General features: G+C 42.6%; 25 protein-coding genes and 4 pseudogenes. 9 read left to right on the forward strand and 20 right to left on the reverse strand.

Going from position 1 to position 22,949, the window contains the following annotated elements; translation table 11 throughout:
• Positions 1-214 precede the first annotated feature (214 nt).
• The gene (locus ACJJJB_RS09545) at positions 215-832 is read right to left on the reverse strand and encodes a polymorphic toxin type 4 domain-containing protein (RefSeq protein WP_445366136.1); all 618 of its coding nucleotides are present in this window, start codon (positions 830-832) and stop codon (positions 215-217) included.
• A gap of 1,242 nt (positions 833-2,074) precedes the next feature.
• Here ACJJJB_RS09545 and csrA (ACJJJB_RS09550) point away from each other — a divergent pair.
• Positions 2,075-2,263, forward strand: a complete 189-nt coding sequence (gene csrA / locus ACJJJB_RS09550; RefSeq protein WP_445366137.1) for a carbon storage regulator CsrA — start codon at positions 2,075-2,077, stop codon at positions 2,261-2,263.
• Between the two features lie 166 nt (positions 2,264-2,429).
• Here the strand turns inward: csrA (ACJJJB_RS09550) and ACJJJB_RS09555 are convergent, their stop codons facing one another.
• The gene (locus ACJJJB_RS09555) at positions 2,430-2,672 is read right to left on the reverse strand and encodes a hypothetical protein (RefSeq protein ID WP_299587156.1); all 243 of its coding nucleotides are present in this window, start codon (positions 2,670-2,672) and stop codon (positions 2,430-2,432) included.
• Complete coding sequence (locus tag ACJJJB_RS09560) at positions 2,669-3,046, reverse strand: Tse2 family ADP-ribosyltransferase toxin (protein WP_445366138.1); 378 nt, start codon at positions 3,044-3,046, stop codon at positions 2,669-2,671. The genes ACJJJB_RS09555 and ACJJJB_RS09560 overlap by 4 nt, the downstream gene beginning before the upstream one ends.
• A 376-nt stretch (positions 3,047-3,422) precedes the next feature.
• On the opposite strand from ACJJJB_RS09560, the pseudogene csrA (ACJJJB_RS09565) reads away from it, so the two are divergent.
• Positions 3,423-3,610: pseudogene (gene csrA, locus ACJJJB_RS09565) on the forward strand (carbon storage regulator CsrA).
• Between the two features lie 393 nt (positions 3,611-4,003).
• Here csrA (ACJJJB_RS09565) and ACJJJB_RS09570 read toward each other — a convergent pair.
• The 3 genes from ACJJJB_RS09570 to ACJJJB_RS09580 all read right to left on the reverse strand — a co-directional run bounded on the left by ACJJJB_RS09570 (position 4,004) and on the right by ACJJJB_RS09580 (position 6,101).
• Positions 4,004-4,309, reverse strand: a complete 306-nt coding sequence (locus tag ACJJJB_RS09570) for a hypothetical protein (protein ID WP_445366139.1) — start codon at positions 4,307-4,309, stop codon at positions 4,004-4,006.
• A 91-nt stretch (positions 4,310-4,400) separates the two neighbouring features.
• Entirely contained in the window at positions 4,401-5,411 is a 1,011-nt protein-coding gene (locus tag ACJJJB_RS09575) for a hypothetical protein (protein ID WP_445366272.1), read from the reverse strand.
• 84 nt (positions 5,412-5,495) lie between these two features.
• Positions 5,496-6,101, reverse strand: a complete 606-nt coding sequence (locus tag ACJJJB_RS09580) for a hypothetical protein (protein WP_445366140.1) — start codon at positions 6,099-6,101, stop codon at positions 5,496-5,498.
• A gap of 240 nt (positions 6,102-6,341) precedes the next feature.
• Here ACJJJB_RS09580 and ACJJJB_RS09585 point away from each other — a divergent pair, with 240 nt between their 5' ends.
• Positions 6,342-6,482: a carbon storage regulator gene (locus tag ACJJJB_RS09585; RefSeq protein WP_445366141.1), complete on the forward strand. Its 141-nt coding sequence runs from the start codon at positions 6,342-6,344 to the stop codon at positions 6,480-6,482.
• A 119-nt stretch (positions 6,483-6,601) separates the two neighbouring features.
• Here the strand turns inward: ACJJJB_RS09585 and ACJJJB_RS09590 are convergent, their stop codons facing one another.
• The 7 genes from ACJJJB_RS09590 to ACJJJB_RS22160 form a co-directional block, all read right to left on the reverse strand.
• A complete protein-coding gene (locus ACJJJB_RS09590) occupies positions 6,602-6,817 on the reverse strand; it encodes a hypothetical protein (protein ID WP_445366142.1) in 216 nt (71 codons plus the stop codon).
• Positions 6,818-7,214: 397 nt separating this feature from the next.
• A complete protein-coding gene (locus tag ACJJJB_RS09595; RefSeq protein WP_445366143.1) occupies positions 7,215-7,874 on the reverse strand; it encodes a hypothetical protein in 660 nt (219 codons plus the stop codon).
• Between the two features lie 116 nt (positions 7,875-7,990).
• Positions 7,991-8,662, reverse strand: a complete 672-nt coding sequence (locus ACJJJB_RS09600) for a hypothetical protein (RefSeq protein ID WP_445366144.1) — start codon at positions 8,660-8,662, stop codon at positions 7,991-7,993.
• Between the two features lie 103 nt (positions 8,663-8,765).
• Positions 8,766-9,155: a GFA family protein gene (locus ACJJJB_RS09605; RefSeq protein ID WP_445366145.1), complete on the reverse strand. Its 390-nt coding sequence runs from the start codon at positions 9,153-9,155 to the stop codon at positions 8,766-8,768.
• A gap of 200 nt (positions 9,156-9,355) precedes the next feature.
• Entirely contained in the window at positions 9,356-9,688 is a 333-nt protein-coding gene (locus tag ACJJJB_RS09610; RefSeq protein WP_445366146.1) for a hypothetical protein, read from the reverse strand.
• 605 nt (positions 9,689-10,293) lie between these two features.
• Entirely contained in the window at positions 10,294-10,536 is a 243-nt protein-coding gene (locus ACJJJB_RS09615; protein ID WP_444933043.1) for a hypothetical protein, read from the reverse strand.
• Positions 10,537-10,643: 107 nt separating this feature from the next.
• Positions 10,644-10,997 carry a DUF6559 family protein gene (locus ACJJJB_RS22160; protein WP_507021919.1) on the reverse strand — a complete coding sequence of 118 codons (354 nt, stop codon included), beginning with the start codon at positions 10,995-10,997 and terminating at the stop codon, positions 10,644-10,646.
• A 727-nt stretch (positions 10,998-11,724) separates the two neighbouring features.
• On the opposite strand from ACJJJB_RS22160, the gene tnpA reads away from it, so the two are divergent.
• Both tnpA and tnpB read left to right on the forward strand, forming a co-directional pair.
• Entirely contained in the window at positions 11,725-12,015 is a 291-nt protein-coding gene (gene tnpA / locus ACJJJB_RS09620; RefSeq protein WP_445366147.1) for an IS66 family insertion sequence element accessory protein TnpA, read from the forward strand.
• Positions 12,016-12,020: 5 nt separating this feature from the next.
• Positions 12,021-12,565, forward strand: a pseudogene (tnpB, locus tag ACJJJB_RS09625) (IS66 family insertion sequence element accessory protein TnpB).
• A gap of 392 nt (positions 12,566-12,957) precedes the next feature.
• Here the strand turns inward: tnpB and ACJJJB_RS09630 are convergent.
• From ACJJJB_RS09630 to ACJJJB_RS09645, 4 genes and pseudogenes are all read right to left on the reverse strand, one after another.
• Entirely contained in the window at positions 12,958-13,473 is a 516-nt protein-coding gene (locus tag ACJJJB_RS09630) for a MaoC/PaaZ C-terminal domain-containing protein (protein ID WP_445366148.1), read from the reverse strand.
• Positions 13,474-13,495: 22 nt separating this feature from the next.
• Complete coding sequence (locus ACJJJB_RS09635) at positions 13,496-14,344, reverse strand: HpcH/HpaI aldolase/citrate lyase family protein (protein WP_353376340.1); 849 nt, start codon at positions 14,342-14,344, stop codon at positions 13,496-13,498.
• 8 nt (positions 14,345-14,352) lie between these two features.
• Positions 14,353-15,666, reverse strand: a complete 1,314-nt coding sequence (locus tag ACJJJB_RS09640; RefSeq protein WP_445366149.1) for an acetyl-CoA hydrolase/transferase family protein — start codon at positions 15,664-15,666, stop codon at positions 14,353-14,355.
• A 423-nt stretch (positions 15,667-16,089) separates the two neighbouring features.
• Positions 16,090-16,859 (reverse strand): annotated as a pseudogene (locus ACJJJB_RS09645) (FAD-dependent oxidoreductase); the annotation flags it as partial.
• A 286-nt stretch (positions 16,860-17,145) separates the two neighbouring features.
• Here ACJJJB_RS09645 and ACJJJB_RS09650 point away from each other — a divergent pair.
• Positions 17,146-18,027, forward strand: coding sequence for an SDR family oxidoreductase (locus ACJJJB_RS09650; RefSeq protein ID WP_444946650.1), 882 nt, complete (start codon positions 17,146-17,148; stop codon positions 18,025-18,027).
• Here the strand turns inward: ACJJJB_RS09650 and ACJJJB_RS09655 are convergent.
• The gene (locus tag ACJJJB_RS09655; protein WP_445366150.1) at positions 18,022-18,927 is read right to left on the reverse strand and encodes a LysR family transcriptional regulator; all 906 of its coding nucleotides are present in this window, start codon (positions 18,925-18,927) and stop codon (positions 18,022-18,024) included. The genes ACJJJB_RS09650 and ACJJJB_RS09655 overlap by 6 nt on opposite strands.
• A 101-nt stretch (positions 18,928-19,028) precedes the next feature.
• On the opposite strand from ACJJJB_RS09655, the gene ACJJJB_RS09660 reads away from it, so the two are divergent.
• Positions 19,029-19,463, forward strand: a complete 435-nt coding sequence (locus ACJJJB_RS09660) for a PACE efflux transporter (RefSeq protein ID WP_445366151.1) — start codon at positions 19,029-19,031, stop codon at positions 19,461-19,463.
• A gap of 95 nt (positions 19,464-19,558) precedes the next feature.
• Here ACJJJB_RS09660 and ACJJJB_RS09665 read toward each other — a convergent pair whose 3' ends face one another.
• Positions 19,559-19,897 (reverse strand): hypothetical protein, encoded by a 339-nt coding sequence (locus tag ACJJJB_RS09665; protein WP_444946647.1) that lies wholly within the window; start codon positions 19,895-19,897, stop codon positions 19,559-19,561.
• Positions 19,898-20,011: 114 nt separating this feature from the next.
• Positions 20,012-20,920: pseudogene (locus ACJJJB_RS09670) on the reverse strand (IS1595 family transposase).
• A 591-nt stretch (positions 20,921-21,511) separates the two neighbouring features.
• On the opposite strand from ACJJJB_RS09670, the gene ACJJJB_RS09675 reads away from it, so the two are divergent.
• Positions 21,512-21,868: a hypothetical protein gene (locus tag ACJJJB_RS09675; protein ID WP_444901465.1), complete on the forward strand. Its 357-nt coding sequence runs from the start codon at positions 21,512-21,514 to the stop codon at positions 21,866-21,868.
• A gap of 323 nt (positions 21,869-22,191) precedes the next feature.
• Positions 22,192-22,704 carry a transposase gene (locus ACJJJB_RS09680; protein WP_445366273.1) on the forward strand — a complete coding sequence of 171 codons (513 nt, stop codon included), beginning with the start codon at positions 22,192-22,194 and terminating at the stop codon, positions 22,702-22,704.
• Positions 22,705-22,949 lie beyond the last annotated feature (245 nt).

Raw genomic sequence — 22,949 nt, forward strand, 5'->3', positions numbered from 1 at the left:
CATCCGTGCATTTTAAAAAAATGTGATCGCTCTATAAGCCATATCAAATAAATCTAAGCAGCGTCGAACTGTTAAGGGTTAGACTCGACCTGATAGCTAGCCGTTTTAAAAACGCTACTTCTTCAGGCCAAGCCTATGCCATCACAGAAAATGCAATACGTTAGGGTCAAGATAAACTAAGCATAATATGTCTATTTTTCTACCAAACTGAAATTCACATCCAGTTTAATGGAGAATCATTTGCATGCACTATAACTCTTGGAAGCCCGCCCTGTTGATGGAGTGTAAGCTCAAGCATTATGCTTGTATTTTGTAATCTTCCGTCAGCAGGATTAGCGGCTGCAATAGGAGCACCTGATATAGTGTATTTTACCCACTTCAGATACTCAGTTCTTCCAATATTAGGAATGTTTTTACTTCTCAAAAACTTATTGCACCAGCATGCTGCAGATGCGGTTACTTCAATTGTACTATTAGCATGTGTCAATCTTAGTTGCTGAACCCACTTTTCAACACCATGATTTTGAAACTTTTGGTTTAGCTCTTTCGGGGCGGCCATAATTCCTGCCGCACTCTCATCTCCAAACCTAGGCGGCCATAGATGTGCGAGTTCCCAATCATCTGTTAAGCCTATATCATTAATTTGTGTATACCGGGAACTATTTTGGTAATTTCTCCTTCTTGTGAGCGGTGTTAAAAGTTTCCCCTTAATTGTATAAACATATCTTTCGTCACAGTTGGTACTTATTCTTCGCTCAATGGAAAGTATTCCACCCGTACCCGCTGTATCCCGTGTCTTGCAATACTCTGGAATCCCGGCAATAACTGGCATAATCTCTCTTAATTAATACTTTTTACTATATAAAACTACTTGCTAATCTTTAAAAGTCAGGTCTCAATAAAATTTAATAGAGTTGACTATAACAATGGAAGTCATCTAACTTCTGACTAGCTGCCAACCTTACGAACAAGCACGAAACTCTATTAAAAAAATACAAATGAGCTAACCCTGAAAGAATAATATCAGATTCGACTCTTGACTTAGCAAAAACTTACAACACGGGCCATTACAAAACTGTTCAACTGTTCCAATACATCCCCATAAAACAAAACACCCGCGTCACCAGGAACACAAGTTAAAATCCAAGAGAAAACTCAAAAGAATGTAAGACCTGACTTAACTCTTAAAGGCTCCATTGTCGCTGTATCAAAAGAAGAACAACAACAAAGACTGTACAAAGCACAATTTAGAATAAGAAATAAATAGGCCTACTATTTTTTTACCACCTACACCATACCTGATATAAAATTGCACTTCCGACACACTTTAGAATTTACAGATGATAGTCAAACCAACCTGAAACCCTACCTCCCAAACTCCATTTAAACACGCCATATCAGTTGAGATAATACTCTCACCACATCTTGCTTAAATCACTCTATTGAGATCCACTAAGAATCAGTTAAATCTTCATTGAATCCGCAATTAATGCAAGACCCCCTAAAGCTTGTAAGTAAAGATGAACCTGCATAACTACCAAACAGGAAATTGGTATTTTTTATACGGATATATAAACAAATATAGGCGCCAAAATTATCTTATTAGAATTTATTAGGCTTTTCTCTACATCAATTTTGCGTAAAATTGACGAGTAACTATCAGAATTTTGGGCTGCTGTTTGACGAGTTCTTTAAAGCCCAAACTTAAAGAGAGACCCGAGAATTCTTCGACAGAACCATTCCTTCAACAGGAGAACGACAGCGTGAAGTAAGAATAGAGGAAAGGCGCTGACCCAAGGTGCTGCAACACCAAGGGCCAGCTAACCAAATTGATAAACCGAGTATCAAGATGGCTGTATGCATACTACGCTAGAAACCCGCTCGTCTTCAATAAAGTGGAGCACAATCAGCAGCTTGGAGCAATTCCCCAAGCTCTGGGAGCCTAGCGCCCGCCTTTTCCTATTCTGCGCCCACCGCCCCCGCGCCCCACCCTACTCTTCCACCAAGTATCACTTACCAAGCTTCCCCACCAAGGAATGCCCACCCACAGCTTGAGTATCGCTAGGAAACAAACATGTTGATCCTAAAGCGCCGAACAGGCGAGAACCTCAGAATTGGAACGAATGTCTCGATCACAGTGTTGGAAGTGAAGGGAAATCAAGTAAAGATAGGCATCCGCGCCCCCAAATCCCTTCCCGTTCATCGTGAAGAGATCTATGTGCGTATCGAGAGAGAACAAAAAATAAGCAATGGAAGGCATTGAGGGAAGGCTCACCAAGGAGGGAGGCTCCAGACGATCCTCCTTCCTTTAGTTAACAAATCTAGCTCTTTGCTGAGCCGTAACCTAATAGTTAGGGCCTGAGTTTTGCTAATGCTTGCTCGGACAAGCAACATTGAGGGCAATACATCAGCACAATAACTTGTTAGAGCTAAAGTGGTTCCCTACTGAAATTGGTAATTTGTTGACCAAAAACTTCTATTGCTTGATTTTCTAAACGTTCCTTGAGGCCAATAACTTCTAGATAGTCATTCCCGGCATCTGCCACTTCATCCTCATCTTCAGATGTTTCACAAATAGACTTTAAACGCTCAGCTTCATGAGTTATTGCTTCAAGTATTATCCGGGTTTCCCAATCACATAGTGATGAGTTCATTTCTTTTATATGTGTCATAACGCAATCTGCTTTTTGAATACCTTCTGACATTTCAATGCCATTTTTGAAAGTAGCCCCTTGAATTCATCGAGGGGCATATTTGCTGTTGGAGCGATACTATAGTGCCCGGGTCTATCATTAAGTAATTTTAGGCCCGGTGGAACTGGTGTCCCTTTAGAGATCTTCCATACCCAGCCCGACATTGGTGTTGATTCAATCCTGCTCTTTGTTGATAGTGATATGCCTTTCCCATTTGCAATCACTATCAAGATTCCATTAATTTCGGTTGTATCAACATCCTTCGGTCGACGGATATGATCTAACCTTGGGCTAGTGGAATTTCCCAGTCTAAATAAATCCTCTGGGGCCATAAATAGATCTTCGACATTCATTCCATTCTCCTTGTCGATAGCTTACCTTGCTAGGGCGTCTCGCTATTGAAATACCTTATGGATCAATAGAAATCCCGCATCCGGTTAATGGTAATCCTGGACACCCATTAAATAGCAAGTATAAACCGCCAAAGCTATTGACTGAAGAGGAAGGGCAAACAAAATACTAGGAGTTAGCTACTTAAAATGGCATAGACACTATGGAGATAAAATACATTTATCAGCTTGGATCGACTCTCCGCGTTCTGGGAGCCTAGCGTCAGCCTTTTCCTATTCTGCGCCCACCGCCCCACCCACTTTTCAATCATGCATCACTTACCAAGCTTCCCCCCCAGGGAATGCCCACCAACGGCTTGAGTATCGCTAGGAAACAAACATGCTGACCCTAATGCGCCGAACAAGCGAAAACCTAAGAATTGGAACCAATGTCTCAGTCACAGTACTGGAAGTGAAAGGCAATCAAGTAAAGATAGGTATCCACACCCCAAATCCCTCCCCGCCCATCGAGAAGAGATCTATGTGCGTATCGAGAGAGTACGAAAAATAAGCAATGGAAGGCGTTGAGAGAAGGTTCTCCAAGGAAGGAGGCTACCACCTCAATAAAGGTGCTATTAATAGCTAGTTATCTTCGAGGTAAAGGGCAGTAAACTTATAAAACCCTTTTCACAATTACAAAAAGTCACCTTTCCACAGAAAGGTAAAAGACAACACAAATTGGAGCATACGAGCGGTATAACTAGTTCGCAGAAGCCTGTGGTCGTTTTTCGACCTACTCTTCCTCATCGATAAGGTCTATTAGGTTTTCCGACGAACCAAGAGTACTGTCTTTTTTTAGTATTATTTTTTGCTTTCTCGTATCTTGCTTGGCTCACCATGAAGCTCCTATCAACAAGTGAGGGCTAACGTAGTTAGCTAATAAACATGCTACAGAGCTTATAAATCAAGCAGGCAATGCAACTAGCGAGTGAGTGAAATATCGACTACCTGGCAGTTCTCACGATGTATTTTCACAGTCGGCTGACCACCGCCACGTCCATACTTTGATTCTTCCTTCGGAATCACTAAATAGAAACTGCCATCAACAATCAACTTGTAGTCCCCAATTTTTGAGCTTTTGGTTGGAAATCTTGTAGCAATTTCGGCAACCCCTTTTTCAAGCGCAAGTTCATCTGAACACAAGCAGGCGCTAGTAATGTGGGAACAAACTGTCAATGCCATGAAAACTATAATTTTTACATTAAATTTATAGAACACTTTAAACATAGCAAGTTACCTTGTATGTATGGCTACCCATTTAGTAATACAGCCTTCTTGTTGGAGCGAAACTGAAAGCGAGTCTATCAATATACACTCGTTAAGAGTCACTGACAGATGCCATTTCCTCTAATTTTCTTTTCGCAAACTTACCCCTTTCTGATACAGGGTGAGACTTATCTGAAGCAAACTTGTTAGCTAACTCCTTAGCAATAACTGCTTCAATTTTACCCAGCTCTCGTATCAAAATCTCAGCTGAAACTCGCCTAACGATAGACGAGCGATCATCAGATGATAATTCTAAAAAATCGAGTATAGGGATCTTGATGTCTAGTTTTCGTTCACCTACGATGGGCCTTACCCTACCTTCACAATAGCGTATATCTGTCCATTCCCATTTCCGGCCCTCCATCCATACAATACGGCCTTCAAAAAAACTACGATATGCCTTAGCTCTAACCGAAGGCTGAACAGCTAGTCTCGCGATTTCCTCTAGGTTCTCATCAAGAATAAGGGTGCGCCCAAGCTGGGAAAAGAGTGACGGCATAGGCCCAGACGCTGACGAAATTAACTTACGCCGAAGCGACTCTGCTATATCTTTTTCACAAATGATTTGAAGAAGAATCTGCTTGTCTTCCTCTTTGATTCTGCCCCAAGAGTTCCAATTTGATAGTGCAATACACAGTGCTTCAACTACGTATTTTGGATCAGTCAATTTTGCTATCTCAGGAAGCTTTTCTCTTGCAGCCTCACGCACTTGAGGCACCCAATCATTCAGCCGACGAACGGCAAGCGAGAAAAAGAATGTATTTGGCGCTCCTCCCGAAAGGGCTCGTAGAGCTTTCTCTCTTTTGTAACCATCCCAACTAATTAGGTCAAGCCAAGTTATTAGCTCCTTAGGTTTTGACCAAAGCTTCCACTTGGAAGGCGTGGATTCTCTTAATGCTGAAGAGAACTCAGAGCGTATAAACCGCTCCCAATAGTCAAAACTGGAAAGAGATAACTGACCCGTCACATCAATTAGTGCAGACATATCAGCTACAACCTTACTCCCCGAATTTATCGAGTTCGCAAAGTCCTTAACTGCTAAAATAACTTTCTCTTCCATCATCTTCAACTGTTGCACCTAATTCACGGCTTGATAATGCCCAAATCAGCGAAGTTTCAGTTCCGCTGTATTTTCTTATTACATGCCCTACGCCATCTCTCTTAGCAAGTGAATAGATGTATTTTTTGGCAACCCCATTGAGCTTGCCGAACCATCTATACGATTAGCCACCATGGTAATCTCTGACTCCGCCATCCCTATCGCTTCACACACAGCCTGATAATCAACCTCAATTTTTCTATCTGTGGCCGGGATGAATGGTTCGTCATCAATGCACTCAATTATCACTTTATCGCCCTTTCTAAACGCACGCGGACTTGGATGCCCCTCAATGGCTATGTAGAGATCGGTCTCTGACTTCAAGCGCACCCAGGACTCAAGATCAGCTATAGTCCCACAACATTGGGGAAGTAATTTATTTACCCCATTTATAACTAGAGCAAAGCCACCAAAGAACGCGCAACAATCTTTGACTTTAAAATCTGATATATGCAGCTCTATTGCGCGCGCCAAATTGTTGTCATTAAGCTTACTTAACGAATGAAATTGATGATCAGCTGAATATCCGACCAAGTCTCGATATCCACTTACTGTAAGTAGCTCGTCTCTTGCAGTCGAGCTGCATTCTTTCCTAAGATCGTTAGCCTGATCTGATATTGGCAACTCTATTAATGCTTCTAATTTTACTTCCATATTAGTGCAATTCTGGATACTCACTAAATTGAAAGTATAAACCGCAAGAGCTATCAGACTGAAGAGTAGACTCAAATAAAACACCATGGGACAGCTGGATCTAGAAGCCTAGCTTCGCATATTCTTACTCTGGACCTACCACCTCCTCACCCACCCCATTCCTCTAAGGGCTTCACTTACCAAGCTTCTCCACCAAGGAATGTCTACACTCGGCTTGAGAATCAGCACGAAATAAGCATTTTGACCATAAAGCGTCGAAACGGCGAAAACCTAAGAATTGGGACGTATATCTCAAGCACATTGCAGGAGGTGAAAGGCAATCAAGTAAAGCTTGGATTCCACGTGCCCTCCCGTTCACCTCGAAGAAATCGATACTGGTAATTGAAATGGGCAAAAAGCAGGCAGTGAGGAGAGTTTTCTATGGAAAGAGGCTCGACCCAATCCTCCTTTATAGAGATTTGGTCTGAACGAGCACCTATCAGACTATGTGTTACTTTGAACTACACATCTACCTCCTTAGGAAAATCAGCCAAACCCAGCTTCTTAAAGGCTGAAGATAGATTCTCACGGCCCTTCTTCTTTAGAACCACTCGCGTCGTAACGAAGCGATTCATACCATGCATTATACCCACTTCTCCAGTGCGCTTCTTCACCACCAACTGTTTGGTGACCTCACGTAGCGTAGAGATTTCTTCATCGGATAGATCTATTTTCATCTAATTCAGCCTCTTTTCAATGTATAAAATAATGAGATAGCTAGTTAAAGGTACCTAGCGCGGCATATTTCTATTCTGCTCCCACAGTTGCCGCGCCCCCATCCTTATACAAGCTTCTCCACCTAGAAATACCCACCCATAGCTTAAGCATCAGTAACAACCAAGCAAAGATAGGTACCCACGCTCTCTAATACCACTCAGTTCATTGTGAGAGATCATTGTACACATCGAAAGAGAACAAAAATATGCAGTGGAAAGCGCTAAGGACAGATTCTCAAAGGAAAGAGGCCTCAGCAGAGCCCCAACCTCGATAGAAGATCCACCTTATTAGGCAACGGTATTTTACGCCGCGGTTATCGTACTAACTTATTTAAGTTGAGAATCTGATTTCGGCGTCCTACTGATTTAACTTGTTAGCCGCATGTCTCCCTGCCCATAGTGAAGCGTAAAAATATAACCACAATAAGCTGGGTAGAACCATCCAAAAGTAAGCTTCAGCGACGCACAGAGCTACGATGACCGCAGTTATAACCAACAAGAACAAGTAAAAATAATTAGACCCTTTAATTTTCTTGAATGAAATTATTCCGCCCACTTTAAATTTGCCATTCATGGCTAGTAAGTTAAGTAATGCCCAGCCAAACAATATAATTGCCAGGAAAGGGATACTCATAAGCGGTATTCCTATCGAGTCAGCCCACCAAGGATATGAACCACGATAAAATTCAAGGAAGATATCACCAACACTCGCTCCTACGGTTAGGGTAGCCGCACAAAAACCAATTATCGCTATTCTTCCTTTAGAAGATGGTGCATTAATTAGTTTTCCCTTTCTAAAAAGAGTAAAAATAGCTATACCTAGTATAAGAAAAGTAAACCCGTAATCTTGATACCGGTATTTAGGAGAAAGATACTCGTTTCGTAAATTATAAAACTGATTTGACGCATTTCTACCACCTAGTTCCTGCCAATCAAGTGCCATATACTTTCTGTGATACTCTTCCTCATTGGTATATGCAGGAATAGAAAATGAGTAAGCGATACTCAATAACGACAAGATTATAATTCCAATAGATATTCGCTTCATAGTAAGTTACAATTAATATATTCTTATCCAGCTACCGTGCACTTAGCGGGCCAACGAGATCTCGGTCTTAAATTCCTTAGCAACTATTAGACACTCTCACACTTAAATTCTCTAAATTCAAACTTATTGGTTTCGAGATAAGTTTTTAAGCTAGAGATCGCTACACCGTGAGTAGGAAAATAGAATCCTTCCTCAAGTCTTACATATTTTGATTCTCGAATCTTAGGATACGTATCCTCTATTGGTACAGCTAGCTCTCGATCTTTTTCCTGGTATTTTAATGGCCTTATCTGTTCATAAATAGAGCAAGGAAACCACCATAGGTCTTCCTTTTCGTACACTGGAATTGCAAGGTCGCCGTTAATAAGCTTGGCTAATGGCATACGGTGATATCTAGGTAATATATGTGAATTCGACTGGGAGTCAATAAGTATGATTTCAGGTTTGTGTGACCTGAAATCAAAGCTCTGTAGCCCAAAATGCCCTGTTGTTGCCACCTCAATTCTTTGCGGCAACTCTTCTCCATAGATTTGATCAATAACCACATAACTAATTACTTGTGGCGGAGGATCGAGGCATACAACATTCTCCTTCGTGCACTCTTCAAACTGCTGCAAGTATCTACCCTTTAAAGGAACAGCAACAATCACTGCTGGTGAAAGCTCTTCTTTTTCCACTTCAGGATATTTCTGCACTTTGGAAGCACAACCCAAAAGTGAGCATTCAATGACAATTAGCAGTATAAGAATTCTTTTCATGGGTTTGCCTAGTGTATTGCTGCCATCTAAATGACGCTGCTTTGTGTTAGCTTAGCGTACTGCACAAAGTGCGCGAAGTATTGTCGAATAAAGCAGCAATTTGTTAGGCGGAGCTGTTTTCATCAACCTCTTCCCAAACTGCTTTTGAATCCAAAAATAAATGCTGCTTTACTTTTAGCCTCTCAAAGCCAGTGTCAAGCAAGCTTACAGGAATGTACATAGCCTTATCATCGTTCTTCCCAGGTAAGGATGATCCACATTCTGAGCAAAAACTTGTTTGCCAATCATGATTTGGCTTTATCCATGTTTTTATATGGTCTTGACCAGAAGCCCACTCAAAACTTTCATTAGGAATCACCGTTACGGCTATTCCGCCTCCGCCTGTAGCTTTACGACAAATAGAGCAATGACATATATATACATCTTCGGGGATTACGCTAATTCTGAAATTTACGGCTCCGCAATTGCAAGAACCTTCTGCTAATTCATTCAACTTTATATCCTCTAAATTTCACACACATAGCATGAGTAAAGCTAAAACGTAGCGTTTACTTTCTCGCCATGCCTAAGCCTAGCAACCTCCTTACCTTGCCGCATACTTTAGCTCTATCGTATCTGTGTATATTGATTTGAAATTCTCAGCCATCGCTGGATTTATCCCTATTAATATTGTGGCACTGCTGTCCCAGCAGGCTATTTCAAAAATAGCTTTTCTAACTGAGGTTTTGGTTCAGAGGCATTCCAGTAATTAGAGTTTCCATCAACGTACGGTGGTTCAGCAACCGCAAATCGGGTGCCGATAGGAAAAGCGCTGAATACTGCCCAAATGAACTGGACATCATTGCTAGTTATTGTTTTTTCTAGCTCAAATCCAGAGTGCCAACCCTCTGATATAACCAAATCGTTAGTTTCTATGTCGCTGACAAACCAATCATAGTCATGGCATGAAATATTGAGGGCAGAGAAAACTTCCTTTATGTTCGTGAAGAACTTTACCTGATCTGTTCCTTCAAGAATAAGATTCATACGACTTAAAAGTTAACTGTCAATTCAAAAGTAACATCTATATATCACGCTTCTCCACAACTCTAAAGCTCGTCAGCCCTACAAGGCGAAAAGTCAGTAGCTCAAATCAACTCACTGAGCTACAGCTGCCTAGAATTCACATTTTTTATTCTATACATTGTCTCCGTACCTCGCCTTTGCTATTTATCATTTACCAAGCTTCCACATCAAGGAATGATCCTACCCACATGCGTGAATTTTTACTGTAAACAAGCATGTTGACGATAAAACATCTAACAGGTGAAAAACTAAGAATTGAGACAATCGTCTCGATTGCAGTACTGAAAGAGAAAGGTGATCAAGTAAAGATGGGCATTCACTCCACCAGTTGAGGGATCAATGTCTACATTAAAAGCGAACAAAAATTAGGCAATGGTGGTCGTTCAGGTCAGGCTCCCTAAGGAAGAAGGCCCTACCCCCCTCTGTAGAAGTTAAACTTTATTTGGCAACGAGATACATATCTCCACGCTCTGCTCCAGCCTTTTCTTGAGTAAACTGTACAAAATGTACATAAAGCAAGTTGTTCCAAAAAGGCCCGAAGAGCCATAGCATACTACTTGTGCTTGTTAGGCACCGGGCTCACCAGAAAGAAGGAAGTACGCTGTGTAGGCTAATCCAGCTACTAACAACCAAAATGAAATACTGACAATCACCACCAGAAACCCATTTGGCTCTCTCCCTTTCTTTGTGAAAGGTTTACAAATTAGATTGCCAGGGAAATGGAACATGACCTCGACAATGATTGTAAATATAGTCTCAACAATAAATCGACCGAGAAATCTAAATACACCGCCTATTACTTCTTCCACTAATTCTCTCTCCGAACCCAGGATTTTTGACGCCTAAAGCACTTACAGTAAAATCAAATCGAAGCAACGGTTTTTCCACCGTATGCTTTTTCGTTTTAAACGTGAGTTCAATCCGAACCTCCTGAGTCAGAAAATTCGTTGCTACAATTGGATTCTACTAGGGATGAATCACTTCTATTCATAGAAATCACAACAGAATTAATTTCTTTCCTGGCCTCGATTGAGCTAAGACTTACGCCAGATTCTGTACAATATTTATCAAACTGCTTTTTATCTGACCACATGTATATTGCGTACATTTGATACTTAGTCAGTTTGGGATAGTGGTTTTGAACACTATTAGCCACCTCAGAGGCTAAATACTTTCTCTTATTCCCCCAATCATTTGATAATTTACGCCTTAAATCCCTTTTGAAGATCCGTATGGCCTTGCGTTTACTTGACAATTTTAAAAACCACACGATCGGATACCTTTACCGATTAATTCAAAAGCTACATCTGTATATCATGCTTCTCTGTAATTCTAAAGCTCATATACCCTACAACACAAAAAGATGCAAAGAGTCAAGAAACCACCTTTAACCGATACGTATGTCAAATAAAGATATAGAGCAACCTCTTTATATTTCTGTACTTTCTTTGCTCTGTATATTTTTAGAAATGCATTATGAGTCAATGAGTTATTGCTTATCCTCAAGAAATAAGAAAAGCTGCTTTTCAATTCTGATATACGGACCAAGGCGAAACCATCTTACTTGCCTATTTTGGAAGATTTAGATAAAAAGTCACTCTTACCCTCCCCTGCACCCACCGACTTCCCACCCAAAAAAAAGTCACTTAGTGCCCTGCTAAGGAATACCCCCACGGCTTGAGCACCAGTAGAAAGCAATGAGTTTACCCACAAGCACCGAACTGGCAAAAACCAAAAAATTGTTACGAATTCCTCTCACACATTGCTGGAGGTGACAGGAAATCAAGTAAAGATATGCCTTCCACCCCAAATCCCTTGTCGTCCATCGAGGAGGGATCTACGTGCGCGTCAAACATGAACAAAAAGCAGGCACTAGAAGGCCCTGCTGTAGTATCTATTTGATAGATAGTACGTAAGCGGTACATGAACCACATTATTCAACTTGCTCTGACGGGCTTGCCATGATACCCCCTCCATCAACTTCGGGGGAAGGCCCTATGAATCAGCAGCAGTGGCAAACCCATGTCAGGGCCCACGAGAGAAGCTCTCAATCCAAGCGCGCTTATACCCGTAAGCACAACCTAAACTACAGCCAGTTCCTCTACTGGTACCAAAAACTAACTGAACAAACTGCGGTCTCTGATACCTCTGACTTTGTTCCCGTGGATATCAAGTCTTCCACAGCTACTACGGGAAACCGGGGTATATTAGAGTTCCCTAATGGCATAAAGCTGGTGATCAATAGCCTGGTGTTGTTGGCGCAAATCCCTGGCCTTATGGACCTGTAAATACGATGTGGCTACCGTTTAACAGCAAAGTCTGGTTTTACCGTCAGCCGATCGATTTTCGCAAGCAGATGGATGGTATTGTGCTGCTGGTGGCTGATACGTTACACAAAGATCCGACATCCGGTCAGCTCTTTATCTTTCGCAAAAAAGAGGCCGATAAATTCGTATACTCTACTGGGAAGATAAAGGATTCTGGCTCCTTTATAAGCGAAATGAGAAGTCGAGGTTTATCTTTCCTGGCATTTCAAATGATTCCATAAAGTTGTCGATTTCACAGCTACAGTGTCTGCTTTCTGGGTTGGACTTTACTCAGCAAAAAGAACCAGAAAAACTCAATTTTCACGCTTTTCCGTTGAGGATTATGAGGCGCTGCTACCCTGGAATATCCAACTTGATAAAGTTGGGATGGCCGCAGCCGCATGATATAACGGCGCTGTCCGCAAGAAGGTGGACCTCTGTCGAATGCCACCATATTTGTCTGTTGATAGCACAACCCTTTAAGGTGTCCATGACTTGGCATTCAGCTGTGCTAGCCCGGCACTTTAAATAAAACCCTCACCTACGATCTAATAAGATCGCTTACTTTATGATTGATGGGCGGTAAAGAAAGATGGTGAGTGGCTAGACCCTGCGCATGCATAAGCTGATTCTATAGTACCATTGGTTTTGAGGCATACCTGTCGCTTCTTTGTAGGCTAGGCAGGGGCTTGGTGGAGTGGCCCTTGTTTCTGGTTTTTTGTTCGATAGGCTGGAGGGGCTTCGGTGCAGATAGCCGTTAAGTACACAGCACATGCGGCCTTCAAGGTTCGCACTACAGAGTTTTAGAGCGATTGGCATCCTGCGTTGCGACTTATGGAAAGGTCTAGATATTCCTACAAAGCTTTGTCTTGATTGTGAGCAGCTCTGAAAGTAATTGAAATTACGGCGTTATTAAGAGGCCCCCTAAATGCCGTAAGTTGGTGAGTGTCCTTTCTTGTACACCAATACTGTTCTCAGAAAACTCATAAATAGTTCACCATCTTGATTGAAGCCACGAGTTTCAACCGTCACTATTCCCTGAGTAGGGCGGGAACGTGATTCCCGTTTAGATAGGATTTCACTCTCAGCGTAGATGGTGTCCCCCTCAAAAACAGGTTTTAGTAGCTTTACCTTATCCCATTCTAAATTAGCTACTACCTTCTTACTGATAGTGTTTACGGTCATTCCAGTTACAATCGCCAGGGTTAGAGTGCTATCTACTAGCGGTAACTTCCATTCAGTGTTTTGTGCATAGTGTGCGTCAAAATGCAATTGTGCCGTATTCATTGTAAGTAACGTCATCCAGGTATTGTCTGTTCGAGTCAATGTCCTACCTGGACGATGCTCAATGAGCATACCCTCTGTGAAGTCTTCGAAGTAAAATCCAAAGTCTTCCCGATAGCGGTTATCGTTGATTTTTTTATAGGGTTGGAATTGCATGACTACCATTTCCCTTACGGCTTCAGTTTAATTTGTTGAAGATAGAGATGATTTGCTTTGCTTTGGAATAGACAGGTACATCAATCATTTCACCCTGGTATTGACAGGTCTTGCCCTTTGAATTGTTATAAATCTCTACGATTTTTTCTGCTTTTTCATACTCTTCTTGAGTAGGCTTGAAAGAAGACTTGATTGCTGAGATTTGTTTGGGGTGGATAGCGGCTTTGCCATTGAATCCCATTGCCTTAACGATATTCAGCTCTTTCAGTAGCCCACCTTCATTATTGAAATCAAAATAAGGTGAGTCATAGCAGGCCAGATTCTTTGTCGCTGATGCTTCTACGATTTTACTGCGAGCAGAACTCAGGGCGTTAATGGAGTTATCACAGTTCAGGTCGTTGGCGTAGTCTGCAGCACCAAACATCAAGGCCTGCAGTTTATGTGGGCTGTTATTAACAATATTGTGGACGTTAATTGTTCCATTGGCTGTTTCGATTAAGGCAATTATTGCTAAGTCCTCATAAGTTTGAGAGAGAAGTTCACTAAGCTGCTGAATATCATTAGGGGACTCTGTCTTGGGGTAAAGTACAGCATCGATCTGTAATTTGGCTCTAGTAATAGCAAGTATGTCTTTTAGCCCTTCATTGCTTGTTAGGTGGTTGATTCGAATAATATTGGCTGTGGTGTGGCTGGTGTTCTTGGAAAGATATTGAAATGCATTGTCTCGGGCTAATTGCTTGTCACTTTTGGGTACACTATCTTCGAGATCAATAATAACGGCACTGGCTTCTACTTCTGCGGCTTTCTGAAAAAGATTGGGTTTATTACCTGGCGTGAAAAGCAGTGCAGGATGAATGTGTAGGTTGATCATAGGGTTAGTTAGATAAAATTGTGCTCTTTAGCTTCTTTTAGCAGGCTTTCCCTAAAGTCTGGGTGTGCAATATTAATTAGGGCATGGGTACGTTCTGTGGTTGATTTCCCCATCAGCTGGCAGCAGCCGTATTCAGTAACTACATAATCAACATCAAGCCTGGAATCTGTTGTGATTGTATTTAATCGCGGTACCACTCGAGAAATTTTTCCGCCCTGTGCTGTAGAACTGCTTGCCAATATGGTCTTACCGTTTTTCGAGTAATAGACACCTCTAATGAAATCCAGTTGTCCACCCACTCCTGAGAATTGATGGTCAGTGAATTCTGCGTTTACCTGACCATTGAAATCGATCTCAATAAAGGAGTTGACCGAGATCATATTGTCAATAAGGGCAATAGTTTGTGGTTCATTGACGTAAGAGACTGGGAGGCAGGCCATTGAAGGATTTTCATCAATAAAGTCATACAGTACCCTGTCACCTATTGCAAAGGTGAAAACATTGAGATGGGTATTAAGCGTTTTTCGTGAATTATTAACAGCGCCAGATTTGATCAGGTTTATCATGCCCGAGGTGATAACCTCAGTATGTATCCCAAGATCTTTCTTACCAACCAATTGCTCACATACAGCATTGGGAACACCACCAATCCCCATTTGAATGGTGGAACCATCAGGTATTAGTGGCGCAATATAATCGCTTATCTTTTTATCCAGTTCAGAGGTTTCTCTTTGTAGCTCTTCGATTAATGGGGTGTCGTTTTCTATGATTGCATCCACTTCGTTAATATGAAGTAATGTTTGCCCAGAAGTTCTCGGCATATTTTTATTAACTTCAACAATCAATCGCTCCGCGTGCCTGGATAGCTCAATCGCATAATCCCCGCTAGTGCCAAAGTTGAAGTATCCATATTTATCCATTGGGGATACGGTAACGAGAAAGGCATCCAAATTAACTTGCTTTTTAATGATTTCAGGGTAGCGACTGAAGGAAATAGGCACATAGTTAATATATTTTTTACCCTCAGCGAAACCTTTCTTGGCGAGCTTGACCTCGTCTTTGGTGAGCATGGACGAAAAAGGTCTAACGCGGTCGAGTAAATCTTCCTGAAAAATAGTTTTCATTGCGATGCCACCGCAGCGCATGTAGTACACCTTGAGCTTCTTTATGTCGTCTGCTCGAACTCGATTTTCTAAAGCTTTTAGTAAGGCCGGTGGTGTGGCTACACGCATGCCCATAGAGATGATACTTTCGCTGGGTATTGCGGATATGGCATTATCGGCTGTGGTCAATTTTCTATGGTATTGGGCTTCGTAGTTCATAATACGCTAAATTCACCGTTATCTTATTTGTCTTCTCTCTCAGCCCTTAGGCGCTTTATGGCCTACTATCACTGGACTTAAAATAGATTATTTTTCCAGTTTCGATAGTGAAGTATGGGCTTCGATAGTATTCTCGGCTAATACTAGGGCTTCTCTATAGTGGTTGTTTTATATTGTCGTGATTTGTTGCTATTTATTGAGAAATTGAAAGGTTATTTACGGCGATAATGTTTAAGCTCCGCAGGCCAAAATGAACAGGGAGTGTCGGTGGGATAAAGGAGAGGTTGCGAGGCAGGAAAAGAACTAAAGAATCCCATTGACCTTGACTACCAATTCTAAAGAGGGGCTGGAATGGCGGCATATTTCGTGCAGTACATAAGTAAAAAAGGCCGGTCTAAGACCGGCCTTGAGAAGTACCTATTTTTATTCCACTGAGGAGCGGATCAGGTAATCAAACGCGCCCAATGCTGCTGTGGCACCTGCGCCGTGGCATCGCCGGCAGCGTAGACGCCGGGTACAGATGTTGCGCCACGCTCGTTGATAACGATCTCTCCCATGCGATTCATTTCAACATCGGTTTCCTTGAGAAACTCTGTATTGGGTACCAACCCAATTTGCACAAAGATTCCTGCCAGATCGAGTTTTTTATTTTTTCCAGATTCACGATCGGTGTAGGCGAGTCCATTTACCTAGTTACCATCGCCTAGGACTTCAGTGGTTTGCGAGTTGACGATAATGTTATCCATCTGCTGAGCTTTGCGCACTAAAACGTCATCTACTCGCAGCTTGTCGGCAAATTCCAATACGGTGACATACTCGACAATTCTGGCCAGGTCGATGGCAGCCTCAATACCGGAGTTACCACCGCCAATTACCGCTAGACGCCTGCCTTTAAAGAAAGGACCGTCGCAGTGGGGGCAGTAGGCTACGCCCTTAGTGCAGTATTCCGCTTCACCCGGCACGCCGAGTTCTCTCCAGCGGGCTCCTGTGGCCAGTATGACTGAGCGACTGGATAGGGTGGCGCCGCTTTGCAGTTCTATATCCACCAGCTCGTTGCGCTGTAAATTGGCTGCACGTTGGTCGGTAATAATATCTACGCCGTACTCTTTAACGTGTTGTTCCAGACTGGATGAAAGCTTCGGGCCCTCGGTGTAAGGGACTGAGATAAAGTTTTCGATACCCACGGTATCCATCTATCGGTTGATACCCTTATCCAGAATTGGATGGCCATATTCTCAGACGGCGGTTTCAAAAAATACAAAGTCGATGCAGACGATACTTCAATAATCTGCACAAATAAACAGTCAGTCATAAGCCACCCTAGGTTAATTACCCCATACATCATGTTCGGTCGCTTAGATACATTTATGCAATGAAACCTGCTGTAGTATCTATTTGATAGATGGAACATAACTGTAAGAGTTTCTATCTCTTGGGCAAAGTATGGGCTACCTCATTCATTGCTTTAAAGGTTGAACCATGCAGAAAACTATTACGATTATTGGCGCCACAGGCCATTTAGGTCGTCAGGTAGCACGAAAACTGGATAATAAAGGTGTCCAGGTAACTGCGATCGTGAGGGACATAATTAGTGCTCGCACTATCCTCCCAGAGAGTATCCAGCTTGTCGAAGCAGATGTCTCGGATAAAGAGAGCCTGGTGTCTGCACTAGTTGGTACCAAAACACTTTATATCACCCTGAATACCACGTCACTCGACCCGACTTTACCCTTTCATAGTGAGCGTGAAGGTGTGATTAATATCGTGGAGGCTGCAAAGATCAATGGTGTGCAACACATCATGCAGATTGCTGGTATTGATTATCTCCACCCAGAGTTTGCGGACAAGGGGCTTGAGTACAAGACCAATGTAATCCGTAAGCCAGGGATAGAGGCCATTAAAAGTTCGGGCATTGATTTCACCTTCTTCTTCTGCTCGTTCTTCCTGGACTCTTTCCCCACATTTATAGAGAACGGTCAATTTTCTATCATCGGCGATCATGTCCACCCTATCTACTACACCAATACAACAGATCTGGCAGAGATGATCGGTAATGCTATCGGTAATGAGATGGCCTACAACCAGAGTTTTTCAGTTCAGGGTACTGAGGGGATGTCTTTACCAGAGGCGGCCAGAACGTTTGTAGAGGCATATTCTCCGGGAACAGAAATTGCCGTTCACCCTATCGCGGCCATTGCAGAAATGGGCCTGCCCGAGGAGCAGGCAGTATTTATGGAACATATGCTGACTTACGTAGAACAGCTAAAGGAGCAACCAGTGAGTCAAAAAACTTGGCAGGTGTTAGGTAAGCCAGATACAACTATCACAGATTTTGCCCGAGGTCTGTCAAACGCTTCATAGCGACTGATCCTTGTTCAGTATTGCGTCCTCTGTGCTCAACCGCTTCATCAAGTCAGTGGCTGCAGGACCCAGTGGACGCTTACTGGACCAGATAATATCTACACCGTGTGACAACTCTTTCTCCTGCTCAAATACTAGCGGGAGCTGCATCAGTTTTTTCGCCGCTATCCCTTTCGCAACCACGTGTAGTGGCAATACTGCCCAGCCCAAATTGGCGTTGACAAGATCAAGTGCATCATCGACACGTGACACACTCCACACGTCGGGAGACACCAGCCAGCGAGTTTGGCTGGATATCTCAAACTCCTGCAATAAGATTTGTCGGTATTGTTTCAGGTCTTCCCAGGTTACTTCAGTAAGTTGTGCTATCGGGTGCTCAGCACAGGCGACGCCAGTGAGCTTCAGATGGCCCAGGGCTCTGAAATCGTACCCAGTGGGCACATCTTCTTGCTGCGTAATAATCCCGAGTTGGGCCACATCCCGTTCGACCCAGGTCTGTACATCCTGAACACTTCCCGCTCTGAGCGTAATTTGAACATGTGGATATTTGGTCTGAAACCCTTGAAAGAGTCCACCCAGATTTTTAATACGAACATGCTGGGCAATAGCCAACGTCAACCGGGCCTCAACATCCAGAGACAAACCCTGTGCGATCGCCATCAAACGCTCGCGTTGCTCGATAAGACTCCGTGCGCGTTCCAGAAGTGACTGACCCGCGTCCGTCAATCGCGGGTATCGTTGACTTCGATCAAATAGATTGACTCCCAAGTCAACCTCCAGATTCGATACCAGTGAGCTGATTACCGACTGTGCCTTTCCACATTTACGTGCAGCCGCTGAGAACGAGCCAGCCTGCTCGGTTGCTACAAATGCTTCCAGTTGCTCAATAGAAACTGCCACGCGCCCAACCTATCTGTTTAAGGTATAGTATCTAACTTATCCCACCTAAAATAACTATATATCATTCAGGCATATTTTCTCAACCAGAGTGAGTATGGCTGATGACTAAATCATTGAAGAATCGTTTATTCCATGCGGTTTCCTACGAGTTTTTTCTGCTGCTGACAGGTGGCTTACTGGTGGTGCCAGTGTTTGATCTGGAGGTACACCAATCGCTAGTACTTGCGGCTGGACTATCACTGTTTGCGCTGGTCTGGAATATGGTTTTCAATCACGCTTTTGACTGGTACTTATTGAATATACGTAAAAACCCGGAGAAGACATTTATCGTTAGAGCCATGCATGCGTTATTGTTTGAAGGGGGTATGTTGGTACTGACGTTGCCAGTAATCGCCTGGGGCTTTAATCTGACTATCCTAGAAGCATTTATGCTTGAGATAGTCATGGTGATTTACATCGTGATATATACCTATGTATTCAACTATTGGTTCGATAGGCTGCATAGCTCGTTTCGAGTTACTGAACACAAACGTTAAAGGTCTTCTCCACTTTCTGTTTTAGATGAAATGTAAGACCAGTTAAAACACACAACGCCGTAATCACCCAACAGGGGGTCAGGTACATGCTTTTACTATGTGTTTAGCTCAATACCGATACACCTCAAATTTGTTAACAGTTCTTTATATTGATCGGACTTGGAGGATAAGTATTGTAACTTACGATGCCTTTTAACTTCCCAATTACCAATGACAGAGTCAATTTTTGCACCGGATGCCGATGGTTCATCGTCGAAACCAAACTCAAAGCCGCAGCTACATATTTGAAAAGAGCCACTACCATCCTCTAAGTAAGCAGGAGATCCCAGCTCAGGACTACCACATACAGGACAATGCCAATATCCATTGGCATGCTTGAACATGGTAGCTTTTTCACCATTTCTAAATGTGACATCTTTTATGATCTTACCCATCAACGACGAACACTCTCTTAAGCGATAAACTACGCATTGAAGCATATATCTCAATAAAAGTACTAAAGGAGGCCTGCCCCCTACTTTCTCTATAAAGGTTTACCTAATTACCACTTATGCTAAGCCAATTTTTAGCAACCTTTCCGGCATCGGTGAAGTCCGAAGAGAGACGTAAACCACGTCTTGGAATGAGTGCCGATAAATCAAACCTTCGATTAAAGCGATATTGAAATTCTGCCAAATAGCACTGTGCATATTTCGGCCTAATAGCATGGTAAGTACTACGCCGCGCACTCTTTAAATCATCAAGTACCATATTTACCCAATAGAACTCAGGCTCTTCAACAGAAGCTCGGCCACCACCACAAACACTTTTTACATGCACACAACCGGCCTCCTTAATGGCATTGAAGCATGGAAAGCCATCTGAGATGACTGTGCTGCCACTACAAAGGGAATTTTTACTCCAGGTTGAAATTTCACTGCTTTTGAAGCCCATAATAATTGAGAGCTTAATACGGGTTGGATGTCCCTCCTTGGTTGTTTCAACGGCAGCTACAAAGGAAGTTTTACCCTTGGCTCCGCGCCCCGGCTTGCATCCAGCACGCTCACCACCGAGATAGGCATCATCCAGTTCAATAAAACCGAACAGTTTGTATCGCTAGTCCCGCTCCATCATCACTTGCATGAGTTTCTGCTTCATACGCCATGCTGCGTTGTAAGAGATACCCAGATATCGAGATAGCTCCAAACAGGAAACACCCTTCTTATCTTGAGTAATCAGGAAGATACCGAGAAACCAGGTGGTGAGGGAAAGCTTCGTGGAGTCAAAAATCGTACGGGAGGTAATCGATGTCTGACGTCGACACTGGTTACACTGCTTAAGCTTGCGACAAGCGAGGTCGCAATGCTTGTCATATCCGCAGTAAGGACAACTAAAGCCATTGGACCAACGCCATCACGACAGCGCATCGAAGCACTGTTCCTCGCTGCCGTACATGTTGAGGAATTGGTCAAACCAATCCCCTTCTGAAACTATACCGTGTTGCGAGCCATGGTGTATTCCCTTGCAGATCAACGAGATAACTGTATTTATATAGAGCTAGGCTTAACTTAGCAAGAGTGGTAATTAGGAAATCCTTTATTTTAAACGCTGTACCATCTTCTTTAACTAGCTTAAGCAAAAAGGTTAGCCTTTTATCATTTAACTTGGTCTCTAGACATGAAATAAATCAGTCAAACTCACCATTAAAGCCACCATCCTTAAAAACCTTTGCCCCAAACTCCTTATGTTTCGCATTCCCTGTTGATGATACAAAGTTAATTTCCCCCATAGACGCCCTTCATTAAACTCAATTTCTTCATCAAGGGTTGCAAAGTGCTTTTGTGAATTTTTTTCATAGACAGTTAAATTATTCTTGTTGCAAATATAGTTATAAACCACTTCTATACTGAAAAATACAGGAGAGTCATATGTAACCTAATCTAAACCAGGATTATGCTTTTCTTTTCTTTAAAAATACTTCGGACAGTTTTAAGAGGTGAAATGGGTAGAAACCATAGACAGGTATGGAAAAATAAGGTCCTCAGATCAAATTGACGCAGTACCTGCCTATGGAAAACGGAGTTAAAGCTATTTTCGTTCGAATGTCCAATGTCAAAAAACCACGGAGAAATTTCATACTCACGCTATTTACTGTACTGATGGTTTTTCAGGGGAAGGCGACATTTCTGAACATGGAGCGATACAGTTTAGCCAGTGAAAAGCGCTATCGTCGATGGTCTCGTCGGAATTTTGACTTCGTTAAGTTCAATGCAGAATTATTTATGCAGACATTCCCAAACAACGATGAATGTGTGGCGGCTATAGATGCTAGTTTTATCAATAAACCAGGAAAACAACAGAGGAAGTTGGCTGGTATTACAATGGTGGTACCGGAGCCTCACAACGTGGCCTTGAAATCTCTATAATCAGCATCACTGACCTGAAGTCGAATACTGCCTATGCCATGGATGCCCAGTAGACAATAGACGAAGAAGGCCGATCCCGAATTGAGCTATATGCTAACCATGCCGTCAAACTTGCACCAACACTCCTTGATCTCGGCATTAAGTATCCTGCTGCAGATACCTACTATAGCAAGGTGAAATTTGTTGCGAACATCATTCCAACGGGGTTACACATCGTTGGCAAGTTGCGATCTGATGCAAACCTGCTATGGCTATATGAAGGCGTTTAAAGCGGCATTGGACGCCCCAAAAAATACGATGGAAAAGTTGACTTTATAGCTGGCCTGAACCGTTTTGATCATGTTGGCGCTCTGAATGATACGACTGAAGTTTATACAAAGGCTGCCTATGCAAGTTTTTTGAAAAGAGTTATTCGCGTTGTGATGCCGAGGTCTACTAACGGCGACAAAGATGGGTATGCACTGCTGTATTCGGCAGACACAGAGCTAGATGCAATGAAACGGATCGCCTATTACAGGTCAAGGTTTCAAATAGAGTTTTTGTTCAGGGATGCCAAACAGTACACAGGTCTAACCCACTGCCAGTCAACTCGAAAAGAAGCTATCGATCTACAAGTAAATGCAACACTGACAGCCCTAAATTTACTGAGAGCTGAGGACAGAAAAGCGAAGAAAACGGATAAAGCAACGGTTATTTCAATTGCCAGCTGGAAGCGCCGCAAGTTCTATCAGTACCTTATGAATAGACTTTTTGGCGAGTTAGATCTGGACCAAAGTTGTGGAAAAGTTGCCAACATTTACGAACGGTATAGTGACTACAGCACTATAGCTGCGTAAAACTGCCCGAAGTAATGTTGGGATATAACACCCAACAATTAATCTATAAATTAATATATGATTTTTTAATATGCCAGCAAAGGGTACTAATCCTCAGTAAAGAATGCTGGTAGTATCGGCTAAGGCTGTGAAAATATCTGTAGGTTGGCGTTATATATAACCACCAAGGTATCAAATGTTTTTAAGGGGTAAAAATCATATCGAGACAGCTTTTATGCGGCCGTAAATATCGCCTATGAGGTGAT

Source organism: Microbulbifer variabilis, assembly GCF_052468405.1.

What these genes read in the sequence shown, in the direction of transcription:
- ACJJJB_RS09545 (WP_445366136.1), bottom strand. Translation starts at nt 832, where the DNA reads ATGCCAGTTATTGCCGGGATTCCAGAGTATTGCAAGACACGGGATACA.
- csrA (WP_445366137.1), top strand. Translation starts at nt 2,075, where the DNA reads ATGTTGATCCTAAAGCGCCGAACAGGCGAGAACCTCAGAATTGGAACG.
- ACJJJB_RS09555 (WP_299587156.1), bottom strand. Translation starts at nt 2,672, where the DNA reads ATGACACATATAAAAGAAATGAACTCATCACTATGTGATTGGGAAACC.
- ACJJJB_RS09560 (WP_445366138.1), bottom strand. Translation starts at nt 3,046, where the DNA reads ATGAATGTCGAAGATCTATTTATGGCCCCAGAGGATTTATTTAGACTG.
- ACJJJB_RS09570 (WP_445366139.1), bottom strand. Translation starts at nt 4,309, where the DNA reads ATGTTTAAAGTGTTCTATAAATTTAATGTAAAAATTATAGTTTTCATG.
- ACJJJB_RS09575 (WP_445366272.1), bottom strand. Translation starts at nt 5,411, where the DNA reads ATGATGGAAGAGAAAGTTATTTTAGCAGTTAAGGACTTTGCGAACTCG.
- ACJJJB_RS09580 (WP_445366140.1), bottom strand. Translation starts at nt 6,101, where the DNA reads ATGGAAGTAAAATTAGAAGCATTAATAGAGTTGCCAATATCAGATCAG.
- ACJJJB_RS09590 (WP_445366142.1), bottom strand. Translation starts at nt 6,817, where the DNA reads ATGAAAATAGATCTATCCGATGAAGAAATCTCTACGCTACGTGAGGTC.
- ACJJJB_RS09600 (WP_445366144.1), bottom strand. Translation starts at nt 8,662, where the DNA reads ATGAAAAGAATTCTTATACTGCTAATTGTCATTGAATGCTCACTTTTG.
- ACJJJB_RS09610 (WP_445366146.1), bottom strand. Translation starts at nt 9,688, where the DNA reads ATGAATCTTATTCTTGAAGGAACAGATCAGGTAAAGTTCTTCACGAAC.
- tnpA (WP_445366147.1), top strand. Translation starts at nt 11,725, where the DNA reads ATGAATCAGCAGCAGTGGCAAACCCATGTCAGGGCCCACGAGAGAAGC.
- ACJJJB_RS09630 (WP_445366148.1), bottom strand. Translation starts at nt 13,473, where the DNA reads ATGCAATTCCAACCCTATAAAAAAATCAACGATAACCGCTATCGGGAA.
- ACJJJB_RS09635 (WP_353376340.1), bottom strand. Translation starts at nt 14,344, where the DNA reads ATGATCAACCTACACATTCATCCTGCACTGCTTTTCACGCCAGGTAAT.
- ACJJJB_RS09640 (WP_445366149.1), bottom strand. Translation starts at nt 15,666, where the DNA reads ATGAACTACGAAGCCCAATACCATAGAAAATTGACCACAGCCGATAAT.
- ACJJJB_RS09650 (WP_444946650.1), top strand. Translation starts at nt 17,146, where the DNA reads ATGCAGAAAACTATTACGATTATTGGCGCCACAGGCCATTTAGGTCGT.
- ACJJJB_RS09660 (WP_445366151.1), top strand. Translation starts at nt 19,029, where the DNA reads ATGACTAAATCATTGAAGAATCGTTTATTCCATGCGGTTTCCTACGAG.
- ACJJJB_RS09665 (WP_444946647.1), bottom strand. Translation starts at nt 19,897, where the DNA reads ATGGGTAAGATCATAAAAGATGTCACATTTAGAAATGGTGAAAAAGCT.
- ACJJJB_RS09675 (WP_444901465.1), top strand. Translation starts at nt 21,512, where the DNA reads ATGGAAAACGGAGTTAAAGCTATTTTCGTTCGAATGTCCAATGTCAAA.